Origin of the sequence: Colwellia polaris, from assembly GCF_002104515.1 — a bacterium.
In the GTDB taxonomy this organism is placed as follows: Bacteria; Pseudomonadota; Gammaproteobacteria; order Enterobacterales; family Alteromonadaceae; genus Cognaticolwellia; species Cognaticolwellia polaris.
The window spans coordinates 42,086-65,783 of the sequence record NZ_NBOE01000016.1 but is presented as its reverse complement, the minus strand read 5'-3'; the positions used below and the strand labels follow the sequence as shown (position 1 = coordinate 65,783).

Sequence of the window (23,698 nt, the reverse complement as noted above, 5' to 3'; positions counted from 1 at the left end):
TACAGCGGCATGAAATAACAATCAAATGCTATTCAACTGTAACTGATTTCGCTAAGTTACGTGGTTGGTCAACATCTGTACCTTTAATTATCGCCACATAGTAAGACAATAACTGTAATGGTAAGGTGTAAACAATAGGAGCAATAATGTCATCGCAATGCGGCACATTAATAACCTTCATTGTATCGTCGCTGCTAAAGTTAGCACTTGCATCAGCAAACACGTACATTAAGCCACCACGAGCACGAACTTCTTCAACATTAGATTTTAATTTTTCAATTAAATCATTTTTAGGTGCTACTACAATAACGGGCATTTCGGCGTCAATTAACGCTAATGGTCCATGTTTAAGCTCACCTGCTGCGTAGGCTTCAGCATGAATATATGAAATTTCTTTCAGCTTCAATGCGCCTTCCATTGCAATTGGGTATTGATCGCCACGACCTAAAAATAATGCGTGATGCTTATCAGCAAAATCCTCTGCTAAGTCTTCAATTGAACCGGCTAAAGCCAATACTTCTTCAAGCTTGTTTGGCAAGGTCATTAACGATTGAGCTATTTCGTTTTGCTTTTCTGACGACATACCATGATGTTGACCAATGGCTAATGTCATCATTAATAAACCAACGAGTTGCGTAGTAAAGGCTTTAGTAGAAGCTACACCAATTTCTGCGCCAGCTTTAGTCATAAAGGCTAAATCAGATTCACGAACTAATGAAGAGCCTGCAACGTTACAAATAGTTAAGCTCGCACGGTAACCAATTTCTTTAGCTAAACGTAAAGCAGCTAGGGTGTCAGCCGTTTCACCTGACTGTGAAATTGTTACTAATAAAGCATTTTTCGGCACATGCGATTGACGATATCTAAACTCACTGGCTATTTCGATATTACATGAAACACCGGCTAAGGCTTCTAACCAGTAACGGGCAACCATGCCTGAGTGGTAACTGGTACCACAGGCAATAATTTGTACATGCTCAATCTCTTGGAAGATAGCGTCAGCACCATCGCCAAAGGTTTGAATATCAAGTACATTACCTAATAAACGACCTTCTAAAGCATTACGAATTGCGGTTGGCTGCTCGTAAGTTTCTTTTAACATGTAGTGACGGTATTCACCTTTATCACCAGAGTCATGGCTTACTTCCGACTCTTTTGCTTCTCGCTCTACAGACTTACCATCAGTATCAAAAATGTTAACTTCAAAACGTGTAACTTCAGCGACATCGCCTTCTTCTAAGAAAGAGAATTTACGCGTAACGGGTAATAACGCCAACATATCAGAAGCAATGAAGTTTTCACCAACACCATAACCAATCACTAAAGGGCTACCTGAACGCGCAACGATTACACGATCTTTATCACGAGTATCAACAACAACGGTACCGTAAGCACCTTCCAACTGTTTTACACTAACCTGAACAGCGCTTAATAAGTTTTCTGCTGTTTTTAATTCATGATGAACTAAATGTGCAATAACTTCGGTATCTGTTTCCGATGTAAAAACGTAACCTAAACCTTGTAAACGTGTGCGCAAGCTTTCGTGGTTTTCGATAATGCCGTTATGCACAACCGCTATTGTTTCTGAAGAAACATGCGGGTGAGCATTAACTTCACTTGGCGCACCATGCGTTGCCCAACGTGTGTGCGCAATACCTGTTCCGCCAGCTAATGGGTTAGCATGCAATGCATCAGCAAGCTCTTGTACTTTACCTAAACGACGAGCTCGCATAAGTTTGTTGTTATTATCAATTATTGCAACACCAGCAGAGTCGTAACCACGATATTCTAATCGCCTTAAACCTTCTACTAAAATGTCTGCTACATCACGCTGTGCGACAGCACCTACAATTCCACACATATTCTTGTCCTTTTAACTGGCAATAACGAGGTTAACGCCTTGTTTAATTATTTCACTTCTCACGTCTTCAGGCATGTCTGCATCTGTTATTAACGTGTGAATTTTCCCCCAAGGTAATTCTAAATTAGGGATTTTTCGATTAAGTTTTTCTGAATCTAGCATAACAATAACTTCTCGCGACACTTCCGCCATAACGCGACTTAAACCTAAAAGTTCATTAAAGGTTGTTGTACCACGCGCTAAATCAAGACCATCGGCACCAATAAATAGTTGATCAAAGTCGTAAGAACGCAATACATTTTCGGCAATCTGTCCTTGGAATGATTCAGAATGTGTATCCCAAGTACCCCCGGTCATCAATAATGTCGGTTCGTTTTCAAGCGCATGTAAATCAGACGCTATTGCTAGCGAATTAGTCATAACCACTAAGCCTTGTTTAGCACTTAACTCACGCACTAGGGCAGATGTTGTACTGCCGCTATCTAAAATAATGCGGTTATGATCACGAATCAACGATGCAGCTGTTTTTGCTATAATAACCTTTCGTTTCGAAACTTTTTCTGTTTTAGGTTCAGTAATTTCATGAGGCAAGGGTACGGCTCCGCCATATCTGCGCAATAATAAACCACTGTTTTCTAATACGGCTAAATCTTTACGAATAGTAACTTCTGAGGTATCGAACATTTTTGCAAGGCTATCAACACTTACTTCGCCTAAGTTGCTTAATTCTGCAATAATGGTATGACGACGCTGTTGGGTATTTCGTTTTGACATTGCTTTCGTTTACACTCTTAAAAGTTTCGGTTTAAAACTTAGCTATTAGAACAAAAGCTGAAAATAAAAACAATATTTATCTAAGATCTAATCTTCTTTCAAGGCTTTATAAGCCAGATAATATTGATAGCCGGGGTCGGTACGTAATTTATCTGCAGCACGCTTCAGTTTTTCGAGTATGCCGCTTTCTGTGTTTATATTCGCTGCAATATAACTATCTCGACGTGTTTCTGGTAAAACAAGAACAGAAAATAACGTTTGAGCATTTTGTTGCTGCTCTGCAAAGAAATCGGTTAATACATTCGGGTCGGCAAAAATTAAATCTACTTTACCTGATAAAAATAGTGCTATGCCATGCTTTAAAGATGATACAACATAAAGGTTAGTTTCTTCGTTAAAGCCTAATTTCACTAACGAGTGATAGCCATAACTATCCCTTATTACAACAGTGGTTTTAGATTTTGCTTCCTCTAAGTTTTGAATAGTGTTTTCAGGACGGCTATTCAGTGAAACAAAACCACGAACAAGTTCACTAACTTTAATTAGCCAATGAAACTGATTTTCACGGGCATGTGTTCTTATCATGCTAACAACAAGGGTGTTTTCTCGATTTAAAGCTGTATTATATGCTCGAGACCAAGGTAGCAGTTCAAATGGGGCTTGCAATTCACTTTGCAATAATAGCAATTTGAGAATTTCTGCACTTGGACCTTTTATTTCATTATTTTCATAATATTGCAGCATAGGGTGTTCGGCTGCAACAGCCGTTAAAGCTGACTCAGCTCGCACAAAATTCATAAATAAAATATTTATGAAAATTAACCTCAACAAAAACAGTGTAATAAAAGATCCTTTCATGCTTTGATTTATTTTTTAGATGGGCGTTTCCAATCAGCAATATTACGTTGCTTACCACGAGCTACACTAAGCTCGTTATCATCAACGTTTTTAACAATAACCGAACCTGCTCCTGTTGTTGCCATTTCACCAATAGTAACAGGTGCAACTAACGAAGCATTTGAGCCTATAAATGCACCAGCACCTATAATAGTTTTTGCTTTATTTACGCCATCGTAATTACAGGTAATAGTACCGGCACCAATATTAGCCTTAGCACCAATTTCCGCATCGCCTAAATAACTTAAATGTCCAGCTTTTGCGCCTTCGCCTAAGCGTGTTTTTTTCATTTCAACAAAGTTACCAATATGAGAATCGCGCATCAGCTCTGAACCTGGGCGTATGCGAGCAAATGGGCCAACTGAAGCTAATTCACCAATTATAGCGCCATCGATCATACTATTAGGCTTAATTTCAGCACCTTGCCCGATACTGCAGTTTTTCAAAATACAGTTGGCGCCAATAATGGCATTATCAGCAATTTGTACATCTCCTTCGAAAATACAGTTAACGTCAATCACCACTTCTTGTCCAACGCTAACATTACCACGAATATCAATGCGGTTAGGATCACGTAAGCTTGCGCCTGCAATCATTAACGCTTCAGCTTTTCTTAATTGATAAGCTCTTTCAAGACCTGCAAGTTGCACGCGATTATTAGCGCCTTCTACTTCAATTTCACTATCTGGATGAGCAGTGGTAATGAGTTTACCTTCTTGATGACAAGCAGCAATAATATCGGTTAAGTAATACTCGCCTTGCGCATTATCGCTAGATAAATTAGCCAACCAGCGTTTTAAATCGCCGCCATTAGCTAATAAAATACCGGTATTAGCTTCATTAACTAGTAGTTGCTCAGCTGTAGCATCTTTTTGTTCAACAATACCAACTACCGTGCCTGAACTATCACGCATAATACGTCCGTACCCGGTTGGGTTGGCTAAATGTACCGTTAATAGCGCCATACCATTATCTGGTTTTGCAACAATTAAGCGTTGTAATGTACTCACTTTCGTTAACGGTACATCACCGTAAAGCACTAAAACATCTTCATCATCAGCTAAAAAAGGTGAAGCCATATCAACCGCATGGCCAGTGCCTAATTGTTCTTTCTGTTCAACAAAAGTTAAATCATCGCCGGTAACTTTAGCTTTAAGTACATCGCCACCAAAGCCATAAACTAAATAAATATTTTCGCTATCTACTTGGCGCGCCGCGTCAATAACATGAGATACCATAGGCTTTTCAGCAACAGGATGAAGAACTTTAGGTAAAGCAGAGCGCATGCGAGTGCCTTTACCCGCCGCTAAGATAACAACAGAGAGAGCCATAATTTTTCCGTTTTAATTGATAAAGTTACTTATATCAACTTGATGAATAAGCATAAACTCACCAACCGTTGATAACGTATTACAACATTGTAACGCTAAATTACCTGCTTCTCTATTAAAATTGTATTTCGCCCTTACCTAGGGTTTAGGCTTTTTAAGGTTGCTGAAAAAACTTACTGGCTGTATCGCACCTCAGTAGTAATTGAGTGTATAATAAGGCCAACAAAAACAAGACTTTTAAAGATCTAGGATCCCGTATAAATGACGCCCATTGCTGAGCAAATAGCCAAAGAACTTGATGTAAATACTAGCCAAATAAATGCGGCTATAAACTTACTAGATGAAGGTGCAACGGTTCCTTTTATTGCCCGTTACCGAAAAGAAGTTACCCAAGGACTTGATGATAATCATTTACGCCACCTTGCCCAACGCTTAGTTTATTTACGCGACTTAGCCGAACGTCGAAAAGTTATTATCAATAATATTGAGCAGCAAGGTAAATTAACGCCAGCTTTATCCAACGAGCTAAATAATGCTGATAATAAAACCCGTTTAGAAGATCTTTATTTACCTTATAAACCCAAAAGAAAAACCAAAGGACAAATAGCGATTACCGCCGGTTTAGAACCGCTAGCGAATAAAATATATAACAATTGGCAGCTTAACCCAGCACAAGAAGCAATAGCTTTCATCAATAGTGAGCAAGGGTTTAGTGATGTTGCCTCAGTGCTTGAAGGCGCACATTTTATTTTAGTCGAACGTTTTGCTGAAGATGCTAATTTAATTCAGAAATTACGCCGCCACCTTCTTAAGCAAGCTCACTTGTGTAGTAAAGTTATAAAAAGCAAAGAAAATGAAGCGGCAAAATATCGCGATTACTTCCAACATTCTGAATTATTAAAATCAGTACCGTCACACCGTATGTTAGCCATGTTGCGAGGACGTAACGAAAAGCTACTATCGTTAAGCATTGATACCGACCCAGGGCAAGAAGGGGCGTTTTCAAGTGCACAACAACTGATCAGCGAACATTTTAATTTACGTTTAACAGGCCAAGCAGCAGCAGAATTTTTAACTAAAGTTGTACAAACCACATGGAAAGTAAAACTTAGCCAAAGTTTAGAAACAGAACTATTAGGGCAATTACGCGAACAAGCCGAAGTTGAAGCCATTAAAGTATTTTCACGTAATTTAAATGATTTAATGATGGCGGCACCTGCAGGAGCAAAAATAACTTTAGGTTTAGATCCTGGCCTCAGAACCGGCTGTAAACTTGCCATAGTCGATGCTACTGGCAAATTATTACAAACGGCAACCATATTCCCCCATGCTCCACAAAATCATTGGGATAAGTCCGTACGTACTTTAGTTAATTTATGTCAACAACATAAAGTAGAGCTAGTAGCGATTGGCAACGGCACAGCTTCACGCGAGAGTGACAAACTTATTGCCGATGTTATTGCTAAGTTAGAAACCAATAAACCAACAAAAGTTATTGTTAGTGAAGCCGGCGCCTCAGTTTATTCAGCGTCTGAGTTTGCTGCTAAAGAATTTCCTGATTTAGATGTCTCCATTCGTGGTGCGGTTTCTATTGCACGCCGTTTACAAGACCCTTTAGCAGAGTTAGTTAAAATAGACCCGAAAGCCATTGGTGTTGGTCAATATCAACACGATGTAAGCCAAAGCCAACTTAGCCAGACCTTAGACAACGTTATTGAGGACTGTGTAAATGCCGTGGGTGTTGACTTAAACAGTGCTTCTGCTGCTTTATTAATGCGCGTGTCGGGTTTAAACAAAACCATGGCAAATAACGTAGTAAGTTTTCGTGATGAACATGGTCGATTCAACAACCGTAATGAACTAAAAAAAGTTGCACGTTTAGGACCTAAAGCCTTCGAACAAGCGGCTGGTTTCTTACGGATTCATAATGGTAATAATCCGTTAGATTTATCGGGTGTTCACCCTGAAACTTACGATTTAGTTAAGCAACTGTTAACACAACTTAACGCCGATATCAGTGAAGTTATGGGTAACAAAGCTGAATTAGAGAAAGTTAATGTTACAGCCTTAATTAGCGATAATTTTGGTGAAGTTACAGTTAAAGATATAATCAACGAGTTAGAAAAACCGGGGCGAGATCCACGACCTGAGTTTATAACAGCAACCTTTCAAGAAGGCGTTAATACCATTAACGACTTAAAAGTAGGCATGGTACTCGAAGGCGTTATTTCGAACGTGGCTAATTTTGGTGCTTTTGTTGATATCGGTGTTCACCAAGACGGCTTAGTGCATATTTCATCACTCACTAATAAGTTTGTTAGCGACCCACATGAAGTGGTTAAAGCTGGCGAAGTGGTAAAAGTTAAGGTAACTGAAGTTGATCCACAACGTAAGCGCATTAGCTTAACCATGCGTTTAGATGAAGCAACACCACATGTGAAAAGCCAGCCATTAGGAAAGTCACATAAAACACAAAGTAATGACAAACATGCTAAAGGTCAGCATCACAAGAATAAAACCAGAACTCAACAACCAAAGGCTGATAACAATGCCGCTATGGGTAATGCCTTCGCGGATGCATTTGCTAAGTTAAAGAAATAAATTATTCATTGAGCAAACAGTCTTTAGCTGTCAAAGTTAAGTTGAGGGCTGTCGTTGAAACTATTCTTAATATAGTTTTTAAGGTGAAATTGGCCCATATTTAATTTTGAAGATAAAAAAAGGGAAGCTATTGCTTCCCCATAAACAACCTCGGTTGGGAGGTTTACTAACGCAAGATTGTTAACTAAAGTACGTATTTTGCGGAAAACTGTACATAGTCTGAATCGGCATTTTGATCAGCAGATTCAAAATTCCCTACCTCTAAACCAAATGATAACTCTTTGGTATAGTTCTTAAATATATTTACGCCCCAATGTCTTCTGTCAGCATCGGCAACTTCAGTGGTTGTTTTGCCAAAAAATGCCGTACTGCGAATATCGTCATTCCAGAAATGGCGATAAGCAACCATGTAAGACGTAGTTTCCTCGACTTCTTCACCAACTAAATCGCGAGCCGCTACTACACCAACATAACGTCCGGTTTCACCGCCATGTAATTGAAAACGAATATCATCTTTGCCAAAGGTGTTAATTTTACCTGCAATGCCATAACCAAATGCCGACTCAGAATTACCACCAACTGTGTTTAATTGTCGAGCTAAACCCGCAACAGAAACATTACCCCAATCACCTTTGAAGGTATATTTAGCAATAACATCTGGCATTTTATCTTGGCTTGGATCACCTTTATCTGACTCAGGGTTTTCTATTGCAACTTGAAAGTTTCCATGAGTATAACGAACTTGGCCTTGTCGAATAAACGCCGCAGCATTTAGTGGGCCGGCAAAATCAGCCGCTTCAGCTAAAGCACTGGTATTAACAAACGTTGACCAAGTTTGTCCCACTAATATGTTTTTATATTTAATAAATGCATGACGTAATCTTGGGCTTGCTGAATTCGATACAATTTCGTTACCGCCACCACCATGAAAATCAAGTTCAATAAAGCCCGTTATATCACCATGAACATATTTAGTGTTAAAGCGAGACTCGGTTGCACGAAAGCTAGTGCGAGAAATATCGCCTACTGTACCCGCGCCAACCCAATAGTCATTAGTAATACTGTTAATATCACCGTCAACATAACGTGCATCTAATTTGATATAGCCACCAAAGGTAACAGTGTCGTTATCAGATAATTTAATTTCATAACCAGCGCTTGCGCTGCCAGCCATAGCCAATAAACCTGTTGCTAATAAAAGCTTTTTCTTATTTAACATTTTTACTTTCCCCGTGTGTTATTAACCATAGAGCAACAACAGATAAGCTCTGGCAGTGTTTTTATTAATTAAGTTTTAATAACGTATTAATTATGTGAATATTTAACAAATCGTTATCTTATTTTTATATTTTTTATGCTGCACACTTTAAATTAATAGTTTGTAATTTAAGTTCTTTTCTGAGATTTTTTTTGTTTTTATCAAGAGGAAGTGCTTCAACAAAATTGATAGCATCAACATAGGCAAACTCACCTATACCGCCCGCAAGTTTGGCATTGATAGCATTTGATAACGTAGCTTTTTCAATGTTTAAATGGCTTAATTCAATAAAAACATGAAGCGCATTACCTTTAGTTTCATGAGGAACGCCAATTACAACGGCTTGTTCAACCCCAGCTAACTGCTCAATAAAATTTTCCATCGTCTGGTTAGCAATTCGATAGCCACATACTTTATGACTAACCGTATTTTGAGAAACTATCCAAATATAATCTGGTTCACTAACCGATACGGTGCTTGCTTTTAATAAACTTTCATCAACAAAATACTGCCATTCACCATTATTAGATTGTAGCCACGACAATGGCGTTGATTCGGCATGTAGTTCTTGCTTGTTAAGCATATGACTCTCTAATTAATCTCTTCGATAAAATTTAATCGAAGCTATATATGGTGTTATTAACACTAGAGAATCAGCGATGACTTATAAATTAGACCTAAGTCTAAAATGGGTGAAAAATACGGTAGACTTTAGTCTAAAGCGAATGAAATATAACAATTGATAACGGCTTGATGGCTAATTATCGTAAAGATTATTCTGTTGAACGATTATTTACAAAGCAAATATATTAGAAGTGATAGAATATAAAAAAATCCTATTTTATAGCTATTAAATAAAAGGTTATTCATGGTTTCAAAAATAAAAACGATAAATGCAGCAGCTGCTATAGCGTGCTTAGGTTTTAATGTTAACGCCGAAGTTCTCGACATAGAAAAATATCAACAAGCAGAACGCCAATTAGCTCAACATACTGAAGCATTAGTTTACGGCACAGTTGAAAAACCCAATTGGACTAAAGACGATAAACTTGTTTATCAAAGCCATACCAAAAATGGCAAACAATTCTTTATTGTTGATACTAAAACAAAAGCCAAGAAATTAGCTTTTAATCATCAAAAGCTTGCCAAAGCATTAGCAAGAGTTACCGAACAAGAAGTTAGCCAAACAGACTTACCTTTCAGTCGAATCGATTTTATATCTGATGGGCTTATTTCGTTAAAAGTAGATAGCAACTTTTACCAATGTAATATTCAGAACTATACCTGCCAAGTAAATGAAAGTGCCTTTAAAAGTAACGAACTCGTTGCACCTAATGGTGAACAAGCGGTGTTTATTCGTGAACATAATTTGTGGCTTAGAAACCTTAACGATAATAGCGAAAAGCAATTAACCACAGACGGTATAGAAAACTTTGCTTATGCAACTAATAATGCGGGTTGGATTCGCGGTAAAAAACCGGTAGTAAAATGGTCCCCTGATTCAAAAAAACTCACTACCTTTAAACATGATGGCCGCAATGTTGGTGAAATGGGTATAGTGTCTACTGCGGTAGGGCACCCTAAAATTGATGTTTGGAAGTACCCATTACCTGGTGATGAAAACATTTTTAAAATCCACCGTGTAGTGATTGATATCGAGAAAGCAAGTGTTGTTGTTCTCGACATGCCTGCAGACGACCATAGGTCAACCATAACGGATCATGTTGCTGGTAGCGATGGTAGTTTGTTAGATATTGATTGGTCGAGCGATAGCCGTCATTTTGCCTTTGTTTCATCATCTCGTGATCACAAAAAAGCAACACTAAAAATAGCCGATGCCACCTCAGGTAAAGTTCGAACCGTTTTCACTGAAACAGCTGAGAGCTTTTTCGAATCGGGTGTGAGTGATATTAGCTGGAAATATCTTGATAAAAGCCATGAGTTTATTTGGTTTTCGCAACGTTCAAACTGGGGACATTTATATTTAGTTGATGCTAAAACAGGCAAGATTAAAAATCAAATAACTAAAGGCGACTGGACCGTTTTAGCTTTACTGAATGTTAATCAAGAAACGGGGAAATTAATTTTTACTGGAGCAGGTAAAGAGGGTGGAGATCCTTATTTTCATTATCTTTACAGTATCAATAAAGATGGTTCAGATTTAACCTTACTAACGCCTGAGAAAAAGCATCACCGCATTACGTTAAGTAAAAGTGCAGATTACTTTTTAGATCGTGTATCTACGCCAACCCAACCAGAAATCAGTTTTATTCGCAGTACTATTAATAAGTCAGGTTTTATTGTTGAGCAAATGAATATTGATGATCTAACCGCTACAGGTTGGGAGGCTCCAAGTCCATTTATAGTAAAAGATCGCAATAACGAACATAACATTTACGGTTTAATGTATAAGCCTAGTGATTTTGACGCCAATAAGTCATACCCCGTGGTAAATTATTTATATCCTGGCCCTCAAGTAGGCAGTATTCGTGGTCGCCACTTCAGATCAGCCAGAGGCGATAATCAAGCCATCGCTGAACTTGGTTTTATCGTTATAGAAATTGACGCTTTAGGTACGCCGGGTCGTTCAAAAAACTTTCATGAATTTTACTATGAAAATATGGGTGACAGTGGGATTCCAGATCAAGTTGCCGCGATTAAACAACTAGCAGCAAAAAATAGCTGGATTGATATTAATCGTGTAGGAATATGGGGGCATTCAGGTGGTGGTTTTGCTTCGACTCGCGCTTTATTAACTTACCCTGATTTTTATTCTGTTGCTGTTTCTCAAGCGGGAAATCATGACAATAGAAACTATGCCGATGAATGGGGCGAAAAATATCATGGTTTATTAGTTAAAAATGAAGATGATACAACTAACTATGACAGCCAAGCTAACCAATTGATCGTAGAAAACCTAAAAGGTAAGTTACTGCTAGCGCATGGCACAACAGACACAAATGTACCACCATATAACACTTTAGTGGTCGCAGAAGCGTTAATAGCAGCAAATAAAGACTTTGATATGCTTATGCTACCTAATCGCGGCCATGGCTTTGCTAGAGAGCATTACATGATGCGAAAACGTTGGGACTATTTTGTACAACACTTAATGGCTTTAACACCACCAAAAGAGTTTACTTTTAGTAAGTAACTAGCGTGTTATAAGTCTATTTTACAAAAAACCGATATCTTATTGATATCGGCTTTTTTATTGTTTTAATAATATATTTAATAGCTATATTTACCAATAATAGCCAAGGCTCAACACAGTTTCGTCGTTACTTAATATCAGCCTAAAATCTATATATTCATGGTTAAAGTTAACTCTATAACGCGTTTCAGCTTTAACCTTGTATTTAGTTACTTGTTCGTTTTCTAAATACTTTCTTGCTTCAAGATCTACCAAAAAATTCCAATCGTTATTAATTGATTGGTTTAGCGTTAAATTACTAGATATATACACTCGACCTCTATCTAAATAATTTTCGACAAAAGCACCGCCTATATAACCACCGACTGTGGTATTTTCAAGAATAGGGATGGATAAGCCTTTGTTAGCTTTGAAAGTAAAATCGGCACAGTTTGTACACTTGTTGTCTTGTTTTTGAAGACCTAAATACAGCCTCCAAGCGTCGTAACCATCATGAGGTAAACCTGTTGCTTGATTTGATACACTAATAACTTCAAATATAGATAAACCTCTAATGGCAAGTTTATTATTTATATATTCAAGATCTAACTCACCCATTTTAAGAGCACCATTTCTAATATGACCACTTTCAGCATCTAACTGATCATAATATGCAGGTCTAAATTTTATAGCGACACCATTACCTAGCTTTTCATTATGCATAAACCCTAACTGTAAGTAACTTGATGGCCTTGCTAAATGGGGTGATATCGCTAGTTTATCCTTAAACTTCACCTTTCCTGGTGCTAGGTTATATCTATAAGTTAACACCCGCGTATACGATTGCTTATTCAGCTTTACATTGTCTTTATCTACAGAAATTAAATATTGATAATAATCTAGCAAAGTACTCAAAATTTTAAGCTTTGCTTGAAATACTATTGCTTCTGCGTTTAGTAAATTTATTTGCTCAGGGTTCTCAACTATTTTGGCAATTAATAATTTTTCATTGGTATTTAATTGCCAATATTTATTATAAAAACTCGATTGCCTTGATGGAATATATTTAACTTTAGAAACTAACGGCACACCTTTGTATGTTGCTGAGTTAATAGCGCTAACAACTTCTTGTGGAATCACCCATGGTGCTTTGATTGGTGGCAAATCTATATCGTCAAATAAACTAAATAGTTCATACATTCTGTAGACACAGTTTTCATCAAAAAAGTAATATATATAATCTTGTTCTATCAACTCCCATATATGAGCAACTAGAAAGTAATAATCATCTTGAGATAAGTTTAATTGATACTCCCAAAGATCACGTAATTCATTTTCAAGATAGTTTTGCGTGTGATAATAGTAACTTGAATGCGAAAAGCTTCCATCGTATCCACCAACAACGCCTTTAAGCATATAGCTTATCGGATCTTCATTTTTAGGAACTTTAGCGCCAAAATTTACACTTGTTTCTAATAAGTTAAGTTTTTTATTCTGGTCGCTGTTTAGCTTTAATAATGTATGACCATAGTATGAAGCTGGGTTTCCTAAGTAACCTGTCGCGAAAATTAAACTTAATGACTGTGTTGACGATAATTTTGACCATGCCAAAAAGTCATGGCATTCAACCTCTTTTACATTAGATAGATCGAATTGCTTTTTTAGCCAATAATACCTAGCAGGGAATCTACATTGCGGGTTTTCTTCAGTAGTATTTTGATGATCGGTGTTTTGAAATGCGTATAAGGTTTTAATTAGCTCCTTTTTCGCTGTTAGCTCTGACATTTCACTAAAATAAAAGCGCTGTGAATGTATATTAATATTACTATTTTCACTATCGAAATTTGGTGAAAGCTTAATCAGCTTTTGCCATTTTTCTGAAGCTGATATTGAGTCAATTAATTCAGTTGGATAAGATAAAACTCTAATTTTTTGAGCAGAAACTTCGAAAGTACAGCAGTAGATAATTAGGCAGAGCAGAATAGTTTTTAATTGCATAAGAAAGGTTTAGCTATAAATAAAAATAGCTGCTTTTTAAGCAGCTATTTATTAAAACAAAAATTACATTAAATTACTGCACAATTTCCAACAACAGTAGAGTTGTTAACTATGTTATAAAGATCTGATGATTTTTGTACCAAGTTTTTATCTTGATAATCAGCTTGGTTAATTGTTTGTACCATATCAGTACGGATACTTGCAGTAACTTCAGTTTGTACGCTGTTGTCACAACCTAGAACGCCATACATAGATGCTAAGTGATCGCCTGAACCTTCGGCAATTTCTTCTACAATATTATCATAATTATCAATAATGAATTTTGCCGCGATAATATTTGCACCACTACATGTTTCTGGGCTTGCTGTAGCAGAAGTAACAGCTGTAGTACCTATATCCCAAATTACATTTGATGTAACAGCTGCCCATTTTGTATCTTTAAATAAAGCAGCGCCGATACCACAATCTGAAAATGGGTTAGGGCCCGAACCAGGTGTTTTATCAAAGGCAAATGAATTTACAGAAGATGCACAAAAAGCTATAGCTATAGAACTGATTAATATTTTAGTTTTATTCACAATATATCCCTATTTTATTTTTATTAAGTTTTATTAAAAGCTGTTTAAATTAAACCTTTAGATAATATAAATAAAGACCATATAAATCAACATATTAATATTAACTGTTCTATTAGCTAGATAAATTTTTTTTTATTCAATTAACATAGGCTGTTAAATATCTATAACTCATTGTTAACCCGATATTAATTATTTACTAACGTTTATCTACAATATGCAATTTATAAGCAATAAAAAAGCGACTGTTTACCGAAGTAAAAGTCGCTTTATTGATCACTAAAACTTAGTGTTAGCTATTTTTGCTGGTAGCTTGTATTACACGTAATTGTGCAACAGCACGAGCTAATTCAGAAGCAGCTTCTGCATAATCAACGTCATCGCCGTGATCATTCATATGCTTTTCAGCTCGTTCTTTAGCTTCTAATGCTTGTTGCTCATCTAAGTCTGCAACACGTATAGCAACATCAGCTAAAACAGTTACACTATTAGGTTGAACTTCAAGCATACCGCCAGAAAGATAGATAACTTCTTCGTCACCGCCTTTCTTAACGATTCTAGCCATACCTGGTTTTAGTGAGGTCAGCAAAGGTGCGTGACCAGGCATAATGCCTAATTCACCTTCGCTACCTGTGATCTGTAATGATTCAATGCTACCAGAAAATAACTCTTCTTCAGCACTTACTACATTAAGATTTACAGAAAGTATTGCCATGTGACCTCCTAATCGGTGATTAACTTATGTTAATCACCAGCCTTCATTACATGTTTTTAGCTTTTTCAGCTGCTTCTTCAATAGAACCAACCATGTAGAAAGCTTGCTCAGGTAAATCATCAAACTCACCTGCAAGTAAGCCTTTAAAACCACTAATAGTGTCTTTAAGAGATACGTACTTACCAGGAGAACCTGTGAATACTTCAGCAACGAAGAACGGTTGAGATAAGAAACGTTGAATCTTACGTGCGCGATTCACTGCTAATTTATCTTCTTCAGATAACTCATCCATACCTAAGATGGCGATGATATCTTTTAGTTCTTTGTAACGTTGTAATGTTGATTGAACACCACGGGCAGTTTCATAATGCTCAGTACCAACTACTAATGGATCTAGTTGACGAGATGTAGAATCTAGTGGGTCAATAGCAGGGTAAATACCTTGCGATGCAATATCACGACTCAATACAACTGTTGCATCTAAGTGAGCAAAGGTTGTAGCTGGAGATGGATCGGTCAAATCATCTGCTGGTACGTATACCGCTTGGATTGAAGTGATTGAACCTTTCTTCGTAGAGGTAATACGCTCTTGAAGAACACCCATTTCTTCAGCAAGTGTTGGTTGGTAACCAACAGCTGATGGCATACGACCTAACAATGCAGATACTTCAGTACCAGCAAGTGTGTAACGGTAGATGTTATCTACGAAAAATAATACGTCACGACCTTCGTCACGGAATTTTTCAGCCATAGTCAAACCAGTGAACGCTACGCGTAAACGGTTTCCTGGAGGCTCGTTCATTTGGCCGTAAACTAACGATACTTTATCAAGTACGTTAGAGTCGTTCATTTCATGGTAGAAATCGTTACCTTCACGAGTACGCTCACCTACACCAGCAAATACTGAGTAGCCGCTATGCTCGATCGCGATGTTACGAATAAGTTCCATCATGTTAACGGTTTTACCAACACCAGCACCACCGAATAAACCAACTTTACCACCCTTAGCGAATGGACATACTAAATCGATTACTTTGATACCAGTTTCAAGTAGCTCATTAGACATCGCTTGGTCAGCATAAGCTGGCGCTGCGCGGTGAATTGACCACTTTTCTTCTTCGCCGATTGGGCCAGCTTCATCGATAGGCTCACCCAATACGTTCATGATGCGACCCAATGTACATGTACCTACTGGTACTTGGATGTTATCACCTGTGTTTACTACTGTCAGACCACGACGCAAACCGTCTGATGAACCCATAGCGATAGCACGAACTACACCACCACCTAATTGCTGTTGTACTTCTAGTACTAAGCCTGAAAGGTCACCTTCAGTTATGTTTAACGCGTCATATACCTGAGGTACAGCATCTTGTGGGAATTCTACATCCACAACTGCGCCAATGATTTGGACGACTTTACCTGTACTCATGTTTAATCCTCTAATCTTGTGCTCTTATTTACTAAAAAATAAACAAAGAACCTTTGCTTATACCGCTGCTGCACCTGCACAAATTTCACCCAACTCTTGAGTAATACTTGCTTGACGAGCTTTGTTGTATACCAATTGTAAATCATCAATTAAGTCACCCGCGTTATCAGTTGCAGATTTCATCGCAACCATACGAGCGGCTTGTTCACATGCGAGGTTTTCAACCACACCTTGATATACTTGAGATTCTGTATAACGAACTAATAAATGTTCAAGTATTGCTTGAGCATCAGGTTCGTATATGTAATCCCAGCGATGCTTAATAGCGTCATCATCTGACTTAGGCAAAGGTAAAAGTTGATCGATTGTTGGTTTTTGCGTCATTGTGTTAACAAATTTGTTATACACAATGAACAATCTATCGATCTCACCATTGTCATAGGCATTTAACATCACCTTAACACTACCAACTAAGTCAGTCAGTGAAGGGTTGTCACCTAAACCCGAAATTTGTGATACTACTTTAGCGCCCATATTGTTGAAAAATGAAGTAGCTTTAGAACCCACTACAGCAAATTCAACTTCAGCGCCTGCTGATTGCTGTTTACCAGCATCAGCAAGTACTTGTTTAAACAAGTTAATGTTTAAACCACCACACAAACCACGGTCTGTTGAGACTACGATATAACCTACACGCTTAGCTTCACGTTCAACCATATATGGATGACGATATTCTAGATTACCAAGCGCGATGTGACCGATCACATTTCGCATATTTTCAGCGTATGGACGTGATGAAGCCATGCTATCTTGCGCTTTACGCATTTTGCTAGCTGCAACCATTTCCATCGCGCTGGTGATCTTCTGTGTATTTTTAACACTTCCGATCTTCGATTTTATCTCTTTACCACCGGCCATGACTATTCTCCGAAAAGGTTAACTAAATTACCAAGTTTGAGTAGCTTTGAAAGCTTCAATCGCTTTCGCTAAACCAGACTCGATATCTTTGTTATAGTCGCCTTTTTCATTGATTGTAGCCATCAACTCAGCGTGCTCATTGTTTACGTATGAACGTAATGCTTCTTCAAAATCAACAACTTTATTGATTTCGATATCATTTAAAAAGCCTTTTTCTGCGGCAAATAATGATACGGCTGTTTCTGCAATTGACAATGGGCTGTATTGCTTTTGCTTCATTAATTCAGTAACACGTTGACCATGCTCTAATTGAGCACGAGTAGCGTCATCTAAATCTGATGCAAACTGAGCAAATGCGGCTAATTCAGCATATTGTGCTAAAGCTAAACGTATACCACCACCTAATTTCTTGATGATTTTCGTTTGAGCAGCACCACCAACACGTGATACAGAAATACCAGCGTTAACAGCAGGACGAATACCTGAGTTAAATAGGTTAGATTCTAAGAAAATCTGACCATCGGTAATTGAGATTACGTTAGTTGGTACGAATGCAGATACATCACCCGCTTGCGTTTCAATGATAGGTAAGGCAGTTAATGAACCTGTTTTACCTTTTACTTCACCGTTAGTAAAACGTTCAACGTATGCTTCGTTTACACGAGCAGCACGTTCAAGTAAACGACTGTGAAGATAGAAAACGTCACCTGGGTATGCTTCACGGCCTGGCGGACGACGTAAAAGTAATGAGATTTGACGGTAAGCAACTGCTTGCTTAGACAAATCATCATATACGATTAGTGCATCTTCACCGCGGTCACGGAAGTATTCGCCCATAGTACAGCCAGAATATGCTGACAAGTACTGTAGTGCAGCAGCTTCAGCAGCACCAGCAACAACAACGATAGTATTATCTAACGCGCCGTGCTCTTCTAGTGAGCGAACTAAGTTAGCAACAGTAGAGGCTTTTTGGCCAATAGCTACGTATACACACTTAATACCGGTATTTTTCTGATTGATGATTGCATCTAATGCGATAGCAGATTTACCAATTTGACGGTCACCGATGATAAGTTCACGTTGACCACGACCAATTGGAATCATTGCATCGATTGATTTAATACCTGTTTGAACAGGCTCATCAACAGATTTACGATCGATTACGCCTGGTGCCATCATTTCAACTGGAGCAAAACCATCGTTATCGATAGGTCCTTTACCGTCAATTGGCTCACCAAGAGTGTTTACAACACGGCCTAATAGACCACGTCCTACTGGTACTTCTAAAATACGACCAGTACATTTTACTTTAACGCCTTCAGCTAGATCCGCGTAAGGACCCATAACTACCGCACCGACCGAATCACGGTCAAGGTTTAACGCGATAGCAAAGCGATTGCCAGGAAGTTCAATCATCTCACCTTGCATTACATCTGCAAGGCCGTGAATACGAATGATACCGTCAGTTACAGAAACGATAGTACCTTCATTACGAGCTTCACTAACTACGTCAAACTGTTCAATACGACTTTTGATCAGTTCAGCGATTTCAGTGGAATTCAGTTGCATACTCTGTTCCCCGTTAGGATTGCATTGTTGTTGCTAAGCGGTTCAATTTACCTCGTACTGAACCATCTATTACCATATCACCAGCTTTTATTACTAAGCCAGAGACTACGTTTGCATCAATATTACAATTAAGTTTTACTTTTCGAGCCAAACGCTTTTCAAGCGCAGCGCATAATGTAGTTTCTTGTTCAGCTGTTAATTTAACAGCTGAAGTTACATACACAGACAATGTTTTCTCATGTTCAGCTTTTAATTCGCGAAACTGAGTAACAACCTGTGGTAGCACCAATAAACGTTGATTTTCAGCCATCACTTTAATTAAGTTTTGGCCATTGCTATCAAGTTGAACATCACAGACTTTTAAAAATATGTCTTGTGCTTGTTCTACTGACGCGCCACCAGAAAGGTATTCATTAATGGTGGCATCGCTAGCAACTTCTGCAGCAAAAACTAGCATTTCTAACCAGTTTTCAATTGCATTTGCTTCTAGAGCAAAATCAAACGCCGCTTTAGCGTAGGGACGAGCGATGGTTGTCAATTCAGACATAAGCTCATTTCCCTCTAAAGTTCAGCTACAAGTTTATCTAAAATGTCGCTATGTGCAGCGGCATCAATTGAACGCTCAAGAATTTTCTCGGCACCAGCAACAGAAAGAACAGCTACTTGTTGACGTAGTTCTTCTCTAGCTTGGTTACGTTCTGTATCAATTTCTGCATGACCTGACGCTAAGATTTTTTCTTTCTCAGCTTGTGCCTTAACTGCAGCTTCTTCAATTATTTGAGCTTCACGCTTTTTAGCAGCTTCAACAATACCAGCTGCTTGCGCTTTAGCGTCTTTTAATTGTGCTGTAGCTTTTTCTTGAGCAAGCTCAAGATCTTTAGCGGCACGGTCAGAAGCAGCAAGTCCATCAGCAATAACTGCTTGACGTGCTTCGATGGCACCAATAATTGGTGGCCATACGTACTTCATACAAAAAATTACGAATACGATAAATGCGATTAATTCACCAATTAAGGTCATATTAAGATTCATTTATGTATCTCCTATTTAAATTCGCGGTTAAAAAACAACTTAAAAAATTAAGCACCAACTGCGAATAATAGGTATAAGCCGATAGCAACACCGATCATCGCGATAGCATCGATAAGACCCGCTACGATGAACATTTTAACTTGAAGTTGAGGTGCCAATTCAGGTTGACGTGCAGCAGACTCTAGGAATTTGCCACCAAGTAAACCAAAACCAATCGCAGTACCAAGAGCACCTAGACCGATTAATAAAGCAACAGCGATATATAACATATTTATCTCCGATTATTTAAAGTTATAAAGTTAAAAAACTAAGGTTAAAAAAAAACTATTTTGGGCATCCTGCCCTTAACTCCTAAGAGCTAAAAAAATTAATGATCTTCGTGCGCTAAACTCAAATATAGAATTGTTAGCATCATGAAGATAAACGCTTGTAATGGGATAACCAACAAGTGGAAAGCAGCCCATAAAAAGTGTACTGGCAATTGGAATAAACCAATTGTCGCAATTAATAAGAAAATTAATTCACCTGCATACAAGTTACCAAACAGACGTAGTGCTAATGATAACGGACGAGCAAGTAAAGTAACCATCTCTAAAATAAAGTTAACCGGATAAAGTGACCAGTGGCCAAATGGTTGCGTTGTTAATTCTTTAATGAACCCTCCAACACCCTTTACTTTAATTGAATAGTAAATAATTAGCACAAATACACCTAATGCTAATGCAAAGGTCATATTAGGATCGGTAGTTGGTACGGCTTTCATATAGTGCACACCAAACAACTCAAAAATACGTGGTATTAAATCAACCGGTACCCAATCCATCGCGTTCATTAACAATACCCATACAAAAATGGTTAATGCCAAAGGTGCGATTACAGGGTTTTTACCATGAAACGTACTTTTAACGCTATCGTCAACAAATTCAACAATCATTTCAACAGCACATTGCCACTTACCAGGAACACCTGTAGTTGCTTTTTTTGCTACTGCACGAAATGATAAAATGAAAACCAAGCCCAAAAATATTGACCAACCTAAAGTATCTATATGAAGGGCCCAAAAGCCTTCTCCAACAGTTAGATTCTGAAGGTGATGTTTAATATATTCTTGGCTAGTAATTTCAGCACCTGAAGCCATATTAATTATCCCAATGATTAAAGTTTAAAGTATAAATTCTGGTTGCCGCTAAGGTTTAATAACAAATGGTGTTATCAAAGGTAAAGCCACAACTAAACAAAAACTACTGAAAAAAGCTATTGGCTCTATCGCTAAAAATCTGAAGGCTAGCGCAAATAAAACGGCCGTTAATACAATTTTCAATTTTTCGCCACTATAAAAGGAATCGAGTACCTTTTCTGACGATCTTGCTCCAGCATATTTAAATGCTTTATAAGCAAAGACAAAATTAGGGATTATACTTATAGCGCCACCGGCTAATACCGATATTGCGTAAGATAATCCCCAAATAAAATATGTTGCTATACTGCAAGCTAAAACGACGAGCACGGATATCAAAATTTGCGTAAAAGCAAATATTCTGCCTGGCTTAGCTAACGTATTGTTAATATATAAACTCACCAGTAGCTCCGTACGAATAATTTCGTATTACTTACAGTTTTTTAAAGAAAAATAATCCTCTTCAAAAAGCCGACGCAAGTATACTGAATTACAGACTGAATGCAACATAATAGGGCAAGCATTGCTGACATATTCTGCTATTTAGCTACACTAGATGAATAAACTACTACTTAGGTATTATACATTATTGAAACTTTGATTTTGTACCGTTAGGTTGATAAAAAACTCTAACCATAATCCGTTTTAACTTATCAATATTATTTTACTGCAATAATGTATTTAAATTTGTTAACGGTTATCTTCAAAAGGAGTTAAATCGGGAAACAATCCCATCAAGTTCAGATAAATCACTATATGAAATAACCAACTTACCTTTGCCTTTTTTATTGTGACTTATTACTACAGCTGAACCTAATTTTTCAGATAAGTTCTGCTCTAACGCTTTCGTGTTAGGATCTTCAGGCTTTTCTACTATTTCTTTTGGCGGTTGTTGTACTTTCTTAATTAAAGCTTCAGTTTCACGAACGTTCAATTCTTTAGCAACAACAATACGTGCTGTATTAGTTTGAATATCATTATCTAATGCTAATAAAGCTCGTGCGTGTCCCATTTCAATATCGCCATGTTCAAGTAACGTTTTAACTTCACTATTTAGGTTATTCAAACGTAATAAGTTAGTTACGGCCGTTCTTGACTTTCCAACAGCCTCTGCCACTTCTTGGTGCGTTAGTTCAAATTCAATTAACAACCGTTCTAAAGCAATAGCTTCTTCCATTGCGTTTAAATCTTCACGTTGAATATTCTCAATCAACGCTATAGCCACTGCCGCCTCATCAGGAACGTGTTTAATTAAACAAGGAACAGCATCTAATTCTGCCAATTGTGCCGCTCGCCAACGTCGTTCACCGGCAATAATTTCATAACTATGTTCGCTTACAGGGCGTACAACTATCGGTTGAATAATACCTTGAGATTTTATTGAATTAGCCAAATCGTCTAATGCCTCTGCAGACATATCCTTTCTTGGCTGGTATTTACCTGGATGAAGTTGTTCTATAGGTAAATTTTGTAATTCTGCATTTTTATTTGTTGGTTCATTATTTTCACTGGCATTCACAGGTGAGCTTTCAGATGGCTTTGTTAGCAATGCATCAAGACCGCGTCCTAGACCTCTACGTTTTGTTTGACTCATGATATTCCTTATTACTCAGTAGTTTCTTGCGGTGTAGGTTGCTTCTTTTGTTCTGCGCGTCTTAAAATTTCACCAGCTAAAGCCAAATATGCTTTTGCACCCGTTGATGACTTGTCGTAATACATTACTGGCGCACCAAAACTTGGCGCTTCGGCTAAACGCACATTACGAGGTATTACGGTGCGATATAGTTTATCGCCAAAATGACGCTTTAATTGTTCAGAAACATCATTGGCTAATCGGTTACGTGGATCGTACATGGTACGTAAAATACCTTCAATATGTAGCTTGCCATTAACAACGGTTGTTAGTTGTGAAATAGTATCCATTAAGGCCGTAAGACCTTCCAAGGCATAGTATTCACATTGCATTGGAACAAGCACTGAGTCAGCGGCGGTCATTGCATTTACTGTCAACATATTTAAAGAAGGGGGACAATCAATAATAATATAATCGTAATCTTTTTTTACTTTTGACAAAGCGTTCTTTAAGCGGTGCTCTCTAGAATAAACTTCCATTAACTTAATTTCAGCAGCCGTTACATCACTATTAGCAGCAATAAGATCATAAACCCCTGCAGTATTTCTACAAACAACTTCATCAAATGGTCGCTCTTCAATAAGCAGTTCATAACAAGTTGCTGGCACTTCGTATTTATCAATACCACTGCCCATGGTAGCGTTACCTTGTGGATCAAGATCGATCAGTAAAACTTTCCTTTTAGTTGCCGCTAAAGATGCAGCAAGATTGACCGAGGTTGTCGTTTTACCGACACCACCTTTTTGATTTGCAACCGCGATTATTTTTCCCACAGGAACCTCAATTACTCTCTG

General features: G+C 37.9%; 21 protein-coding genes. 2 read left to right on the top strand and 19 right to left on the bottom strand.

All coding sequences use genetic code 11. The annotated features are described in order from the left end of the window. Positions 1–28: 28 nt before the first annotated feature. The 4 genes from glmS to glmU all read right to left on the bottom strand — a co-directional run bounded on the left by glmS (position 29) and on the right by glmU (position 4,863). On the bottom strand, positions 29–1,861 hold the full coding sequence (glmS, locus tag B6A32_RS18155) for a glutamine--fructose-6-phosphate transaminase (isomerizing) (RefSeq protein ID WP_085306336.1): 1,833 nt from the start codon (positions 1,859–1,861) through the stop codon (positions 29–31). Between the two features lie 12 nt (positions 1,862–1,873). Then, complete coding sequence (locus B6A32_RS18150) at positions 1,874–2,635, bottom strand: DeoR/GlpR family DNA-binding transcription regulator (RefSeq protein ID WP_085306335.1); 762 nt, start codon at positions 2,633–2,635, stop codon at positions 1,874–1,876. An 87-nt stretch (positions 2,636–2,722) separates the two neighbouring features. Next, on the bottom strand, positions 2,723–3,433 hold the full coding sequence (locus B6A32_RS18145) for a substrate-binding periplasmic protein (protein WP_158088519.1): 711 nt from the start codon (positions 3,431–3,433) through the stop codon (positions 2,723–2,725). Positions 3,434–3,501: 68 nt separating this feature from the next. After that, a complete protein-coding gene (gene glmU / locus B6A32_RS18140) occupies positions 3,502–4,863 on the bottom strand; it encodes a bifunctional UDP-N-acetylglucosamine diphosphorylase/glucosamine-1-phosphate N-acetyltransferase GlmU (RefSeq protein WP_085306333.1) in 1,362 nt (453 codons plus the stop codon). Between the two features lie 261 nt (positions 4,864–5,124). On the opposite strand from glmU, the gene B6A32_RS18135 reads away from it, so the two are divergent. Further along, positions 5,125–7,464 carry a Tex family protein gene (locus tag B6A32_RS18135; RefSeq protein ID WP_085306332.1) on the top strand — a complete coding sequence of 780 codons (2,340 nt, stop codon included), beginning with the start codon at positions 5,125–5,127 and terminating at the stop codon, positions 7,462–7,464. A gap of 184 nt (positions 7,465–7,648) precedes the next feature. Here B6A32_RS18135 and B6A32_RS18130 read toward each other — a convergent pair whose 3' ends face one another. Together B6A32_RS18130 and B6A32_RS18125 are read right to left on the bottom strand one after the other, a co-directional pair. Further along, complete coding sequence (locus B6A32_RS18130) at positions 7,649–8,683, bottom strand: DcaP family trimeric outer membrane transporter (protein WP_085306331.1); 1,035 nt, start codon at positions 8,681–8,683, stop codon at positions 7,649–7,651. A 133-nt stretch (positions 8,684–8,816) separates the two neighbouring features. Further along, positions 8,817–9,305 carry an AMP-binding enzyme gene (locus tag B6A32_RS18125; RefSeq protein WP_085306330.1) on the bottom strand — a complete coding sequence of 163 codons (489 nt, stop codon included), beginning with the start codon at positions 9,303–9,305 and terminating at the stop codon, positions 8,817–8,819. Positions 9,306–9,590: 285 nt separating this feature from the next. Between B6A32_RS18125 and B6A32_RS18120 the strand changes: the two genes are divergently transcribed. Continuing rightward, complete coding sequence (locus tag B6A32_RS18120) at positions 9,591–11,876, top strand: S9 family peptidase (RefSeq protein WP_085306329.1); 2,286 nt, start codon at positions 9,591–9,593, stop codon at positions 11,874–11,876. A 90-nt stretch (positions 11,877–11,966) separates the two neighbouring features. On the opposite strand, the gene B6A32_RS18115 is transcribed toward B6A32_RS18120, so the two are convergent. The 13 genes from B6A32_RS18115 to B6A32_RS18055 form a co-directional block, all read right to left on the bottom strand. Further along, the gene (locus tag B6A32_RS18115) at positions 11,967–13,853 is read right to left on the bottom strand and encodes an Lnb N-terminal periplasmic domain-containing protein (protein WP_085306328.1); all 1,887 of its coding nucleotides are present in this window, start codon (positions 13,851–13,853) and stop codon (positions 11,967–11,969) included. 68 nt (positions 13,854–13,921) lie between these two features. After that, a complete protein-coding gene (locus tag B6A32_RS18110; protein ID WP_085306327.1) occupies positions 13,922–14,431 on the bottom strand; it encodes a DUF3015 family protein in 510 nt (169 codons plus the stop codon). Between the two features lie 289 nt (positions 14,432–14,720). Beyond that, complete coding sequence (locus B6A32_RS18105; protein ID WP_085306326.1) at positions 14,721–15,143, bottom strand: F0F1 ATP synthase subunit epsilon; 423 nt, start codon at positions 15,141–15,143, stop codon at positions 14,721–14,723. 46 nt (positions 15,144–15,189) lie between these two features. After that, positions 15,190–16,575 carry a F0F1 ATP synthase subunit beta gene (gene atpD / locus B6A32_RS18100; RefSeq protein WP_085306325.1) on the bottom strand — a complete coding sequence of 462 codons (1,386 nt, stop codon included), beginning with the start codon at positions 16,573–16,575 and terminating at the stop codon, positions 15,190–15,192. A gap of 57 nt (positions 16,576–16,632) precedes the next feature. Next, a complete protein-coding gene (gene atpG, locus B6A32_RS18095; RefSeq protein ID WP_085306324.1) occupies positions 16,633–17,493 on the bottom strand; it encodes a F0F1 ATP synthase subunit gamma in 861 nt (286 codons plus the stop codon). Positions 17,494–17,520: 27 nt separating this feature from the next. Next, a complete protein-coding gene (gene atpA / locus B6A32_RS18090; protein WP_085306323.1) occupies positions 17,521–19,062 on the bottom strand; it encodes a F0F1 ATP synthase subunit alpha in 1,542 nt (513 codons plus the stop codon). 13 nt (positions 19,063–19,075) lie between these two features. Continuing rightward, a complete protein-coding gene (atpH, locus tag B6A32_RS18085; protein WP_085306322.1) occupies positions 19,076–19,609 on the bottom strand; it encodes a F0F1 ATP synthase subunit delta in 534 nt (177 codons plus the stop codon). Positions 19,610–19,623: 14 nt separating this feature from the next. Next, the gene (gene atpF, locus B6A32_RS18080) at positions 19,624–20,094 is read right to left on the bottom strand and encodes a F0F1 ATP synthase subunit B (RefSeq protein ID WP_085306321.1); all 471 of its coding nucleotides are present in this window, start codon (positions 20,092–20,094) and stop codon (positions 19,624–19,626) included. A 47-nt stretch (positions 20,095–20,141) separates the two neighbouring features. Further along, positions 20,142–20,363, bottom strand: coding sequence for a F0F1 ATP synthase subunit C (gene atpE / locus B6A32_RS18075; protein WP_076417406.1), 222 nt, complete (start codon positions 20,361–20,363; stop codon positions 20,142–20,144). Positions 20,364–20,461: 98 nt separating this feature from the next. Then, complete coding sequence (gene atpB / locus B6A32_RS18070) at positions 20,462–21,232, bottom strand: F0F1 ATP synthase subunit A (protein ID WP_085306320.1); 771 nt, start codon at positions 21,230–21,232, stop codon at positions 20,462–20,464. Between the two features lie 48 nt (positions 21,233–21,280). Continuing rightward, positions 21,281–21,673, bottom strand: a complete 393-nt coding sequence (locus B6A32_RS18065) for an ATP synthase subunit I (RefSeq protein WP_233131469.1) — start codon at positions 21,671–21,673, stop codon at positions 21,281–21,283. Positions 21,674–21,974: 301 nt separating this feature from the next. Next, the gene (locus tag B6A32_RS18060) at positions 21,975–22,865 is read right to left on the bottom strand and encodes a ParB/RepB/Spo0J family partition protein (protein WP_085306319.1); all 891 of its coding nucleotides are present in this window, start codon (positions 22,863–22,865) and stop codon (positions 21,975–21,977) included. Between the two features lie 11 nt (positions 22,866–22,876). Then, entirely contained in the window at positions 22,877–23,677 is an 801-nt protein-coding gene (locus tag B6A32_RS18055; protein WP_085306318.1) for a ParA family protein, read from the bottom strand. Between the last annotated feature and the right edge of the window lie 21 nt (positions 23,678–23,698).

Coding starts and splice junctions, on each gene's coding strand:
- glmS (WP_085306336.1), bottom strand. CDS start 1,861: ATGTGTGGAATTGTAGGTGCTGTCGCACAGCGTGATGTAGCAGACATT.
- B6A32_RS18150 (WP_085306335.1), bottom strand. CDS start 2,635: ATGTCAAAACGAAATACCCAACAGCGTCGTCATACCATTATTGCAGAA.
- B6A32_RS18145 (WP_158088519.1), bottom strand. CDS start 3,433: ATGAATTTTGTGCGAGCTGAGTCAGCTTTAACGGCTGTTGCAGCCGAA.
- glmU (WP_085306333.1), bottom strand. CDS start 4,863: ATGGCTCTCTCTGTTGTTATCTTAGCGGCGGGTAAAGGCACTCGCATG.
- B6A32_RS18135 (WP_085306332.1), top strand. CDS start 5,125: ATGACGCCCATTGCTGAGCAAATAGCCAAAGAACTTGATGTAAATACT.
- B6A32_RS18130 (WP_085306331.1), bottom strand. CDS start 8,683: ATGTTAAATAAGAAAAAGCTTTTATTAGCAACAGGTTTATTGGCTATG.
- B6A32_RS18125 (WP_085306330.1), bottom strand. CDS start 9,305: ATGCTTAACAAGCAAGAACTACATGCCGAATCAACGCCATTGTCGTGG.
- B6A32_RS18120 (WP_085306329.1), top strand. CDS start 9,591: ATGGTTTCAAAAATAAAAACGATAAATGCAGCAGCTGCTATAGCGTGC.
- B6A32_RS18115 (WP_085306328.1), bottom strand. CDS start 13,853: ATGCAATTAAAAACTATTCTGCTCTGCCTAATTATCTACTGCTGTACT.
- B6A32_RS18105 (WP_085306326.1), bottom strand. CDS start 15,143: ATGGCAATACTTTCTGTAAATCTTAATGTAGTAAGTGCTGAAGAAGAG.
- atpD (WP_085306325.1), bottom strand. CDS start 16,575: ATGAGTACAGGTAAAGTCGTCCAAATCATTGGCGCAGTTGTGGATGTA.
- atpG (WP_085306324.1), bottom strand. CDS start 17,493: ATGGCCGGTGGTAAAGAGATAAAATCGAAGATCGGAAGTGTTAAAAAT.
- atpA (WP_085306323.1), bottom strand. CDS start 19,062: ATGCAACTGAATTCCACTGAAATCGCTGAACTGATCAAAAGTCGTATT.
- atpH (WP_085306322.1), bottom strand. CDS start 19,609: ATGTCTGAATTGACAACCATCGCTCGTCCCTACGCTAAAGCGGCGTTT.
- atpF (WP_085306321.1), bottom strand. CDS start 20,094: ATGAATCTTAATATGACCTTAATTGGTGAATTAATCGCATTTATCGTA.
- atpE (WP_076417406.1), bottom strand. CDS start 20,363: ATGTTATATATCGCTGTTGCTTTATTAATCGGTCTAGGTGCTCTTGGT.
- atpB (WP_085306320.1), bottom strand. CDS start 21,232: ATGGCTTCAGGTGCTGAAATTACTAGCCAAGAATATATTAAACATCAC.
- B6A32_RS18060 (WP_085306319.1), bottom strand. CDS start 22,865: ATGAGTCAAACAAAACGTAGAGGTCTAGGACGCGGTCTTGATGCATTG.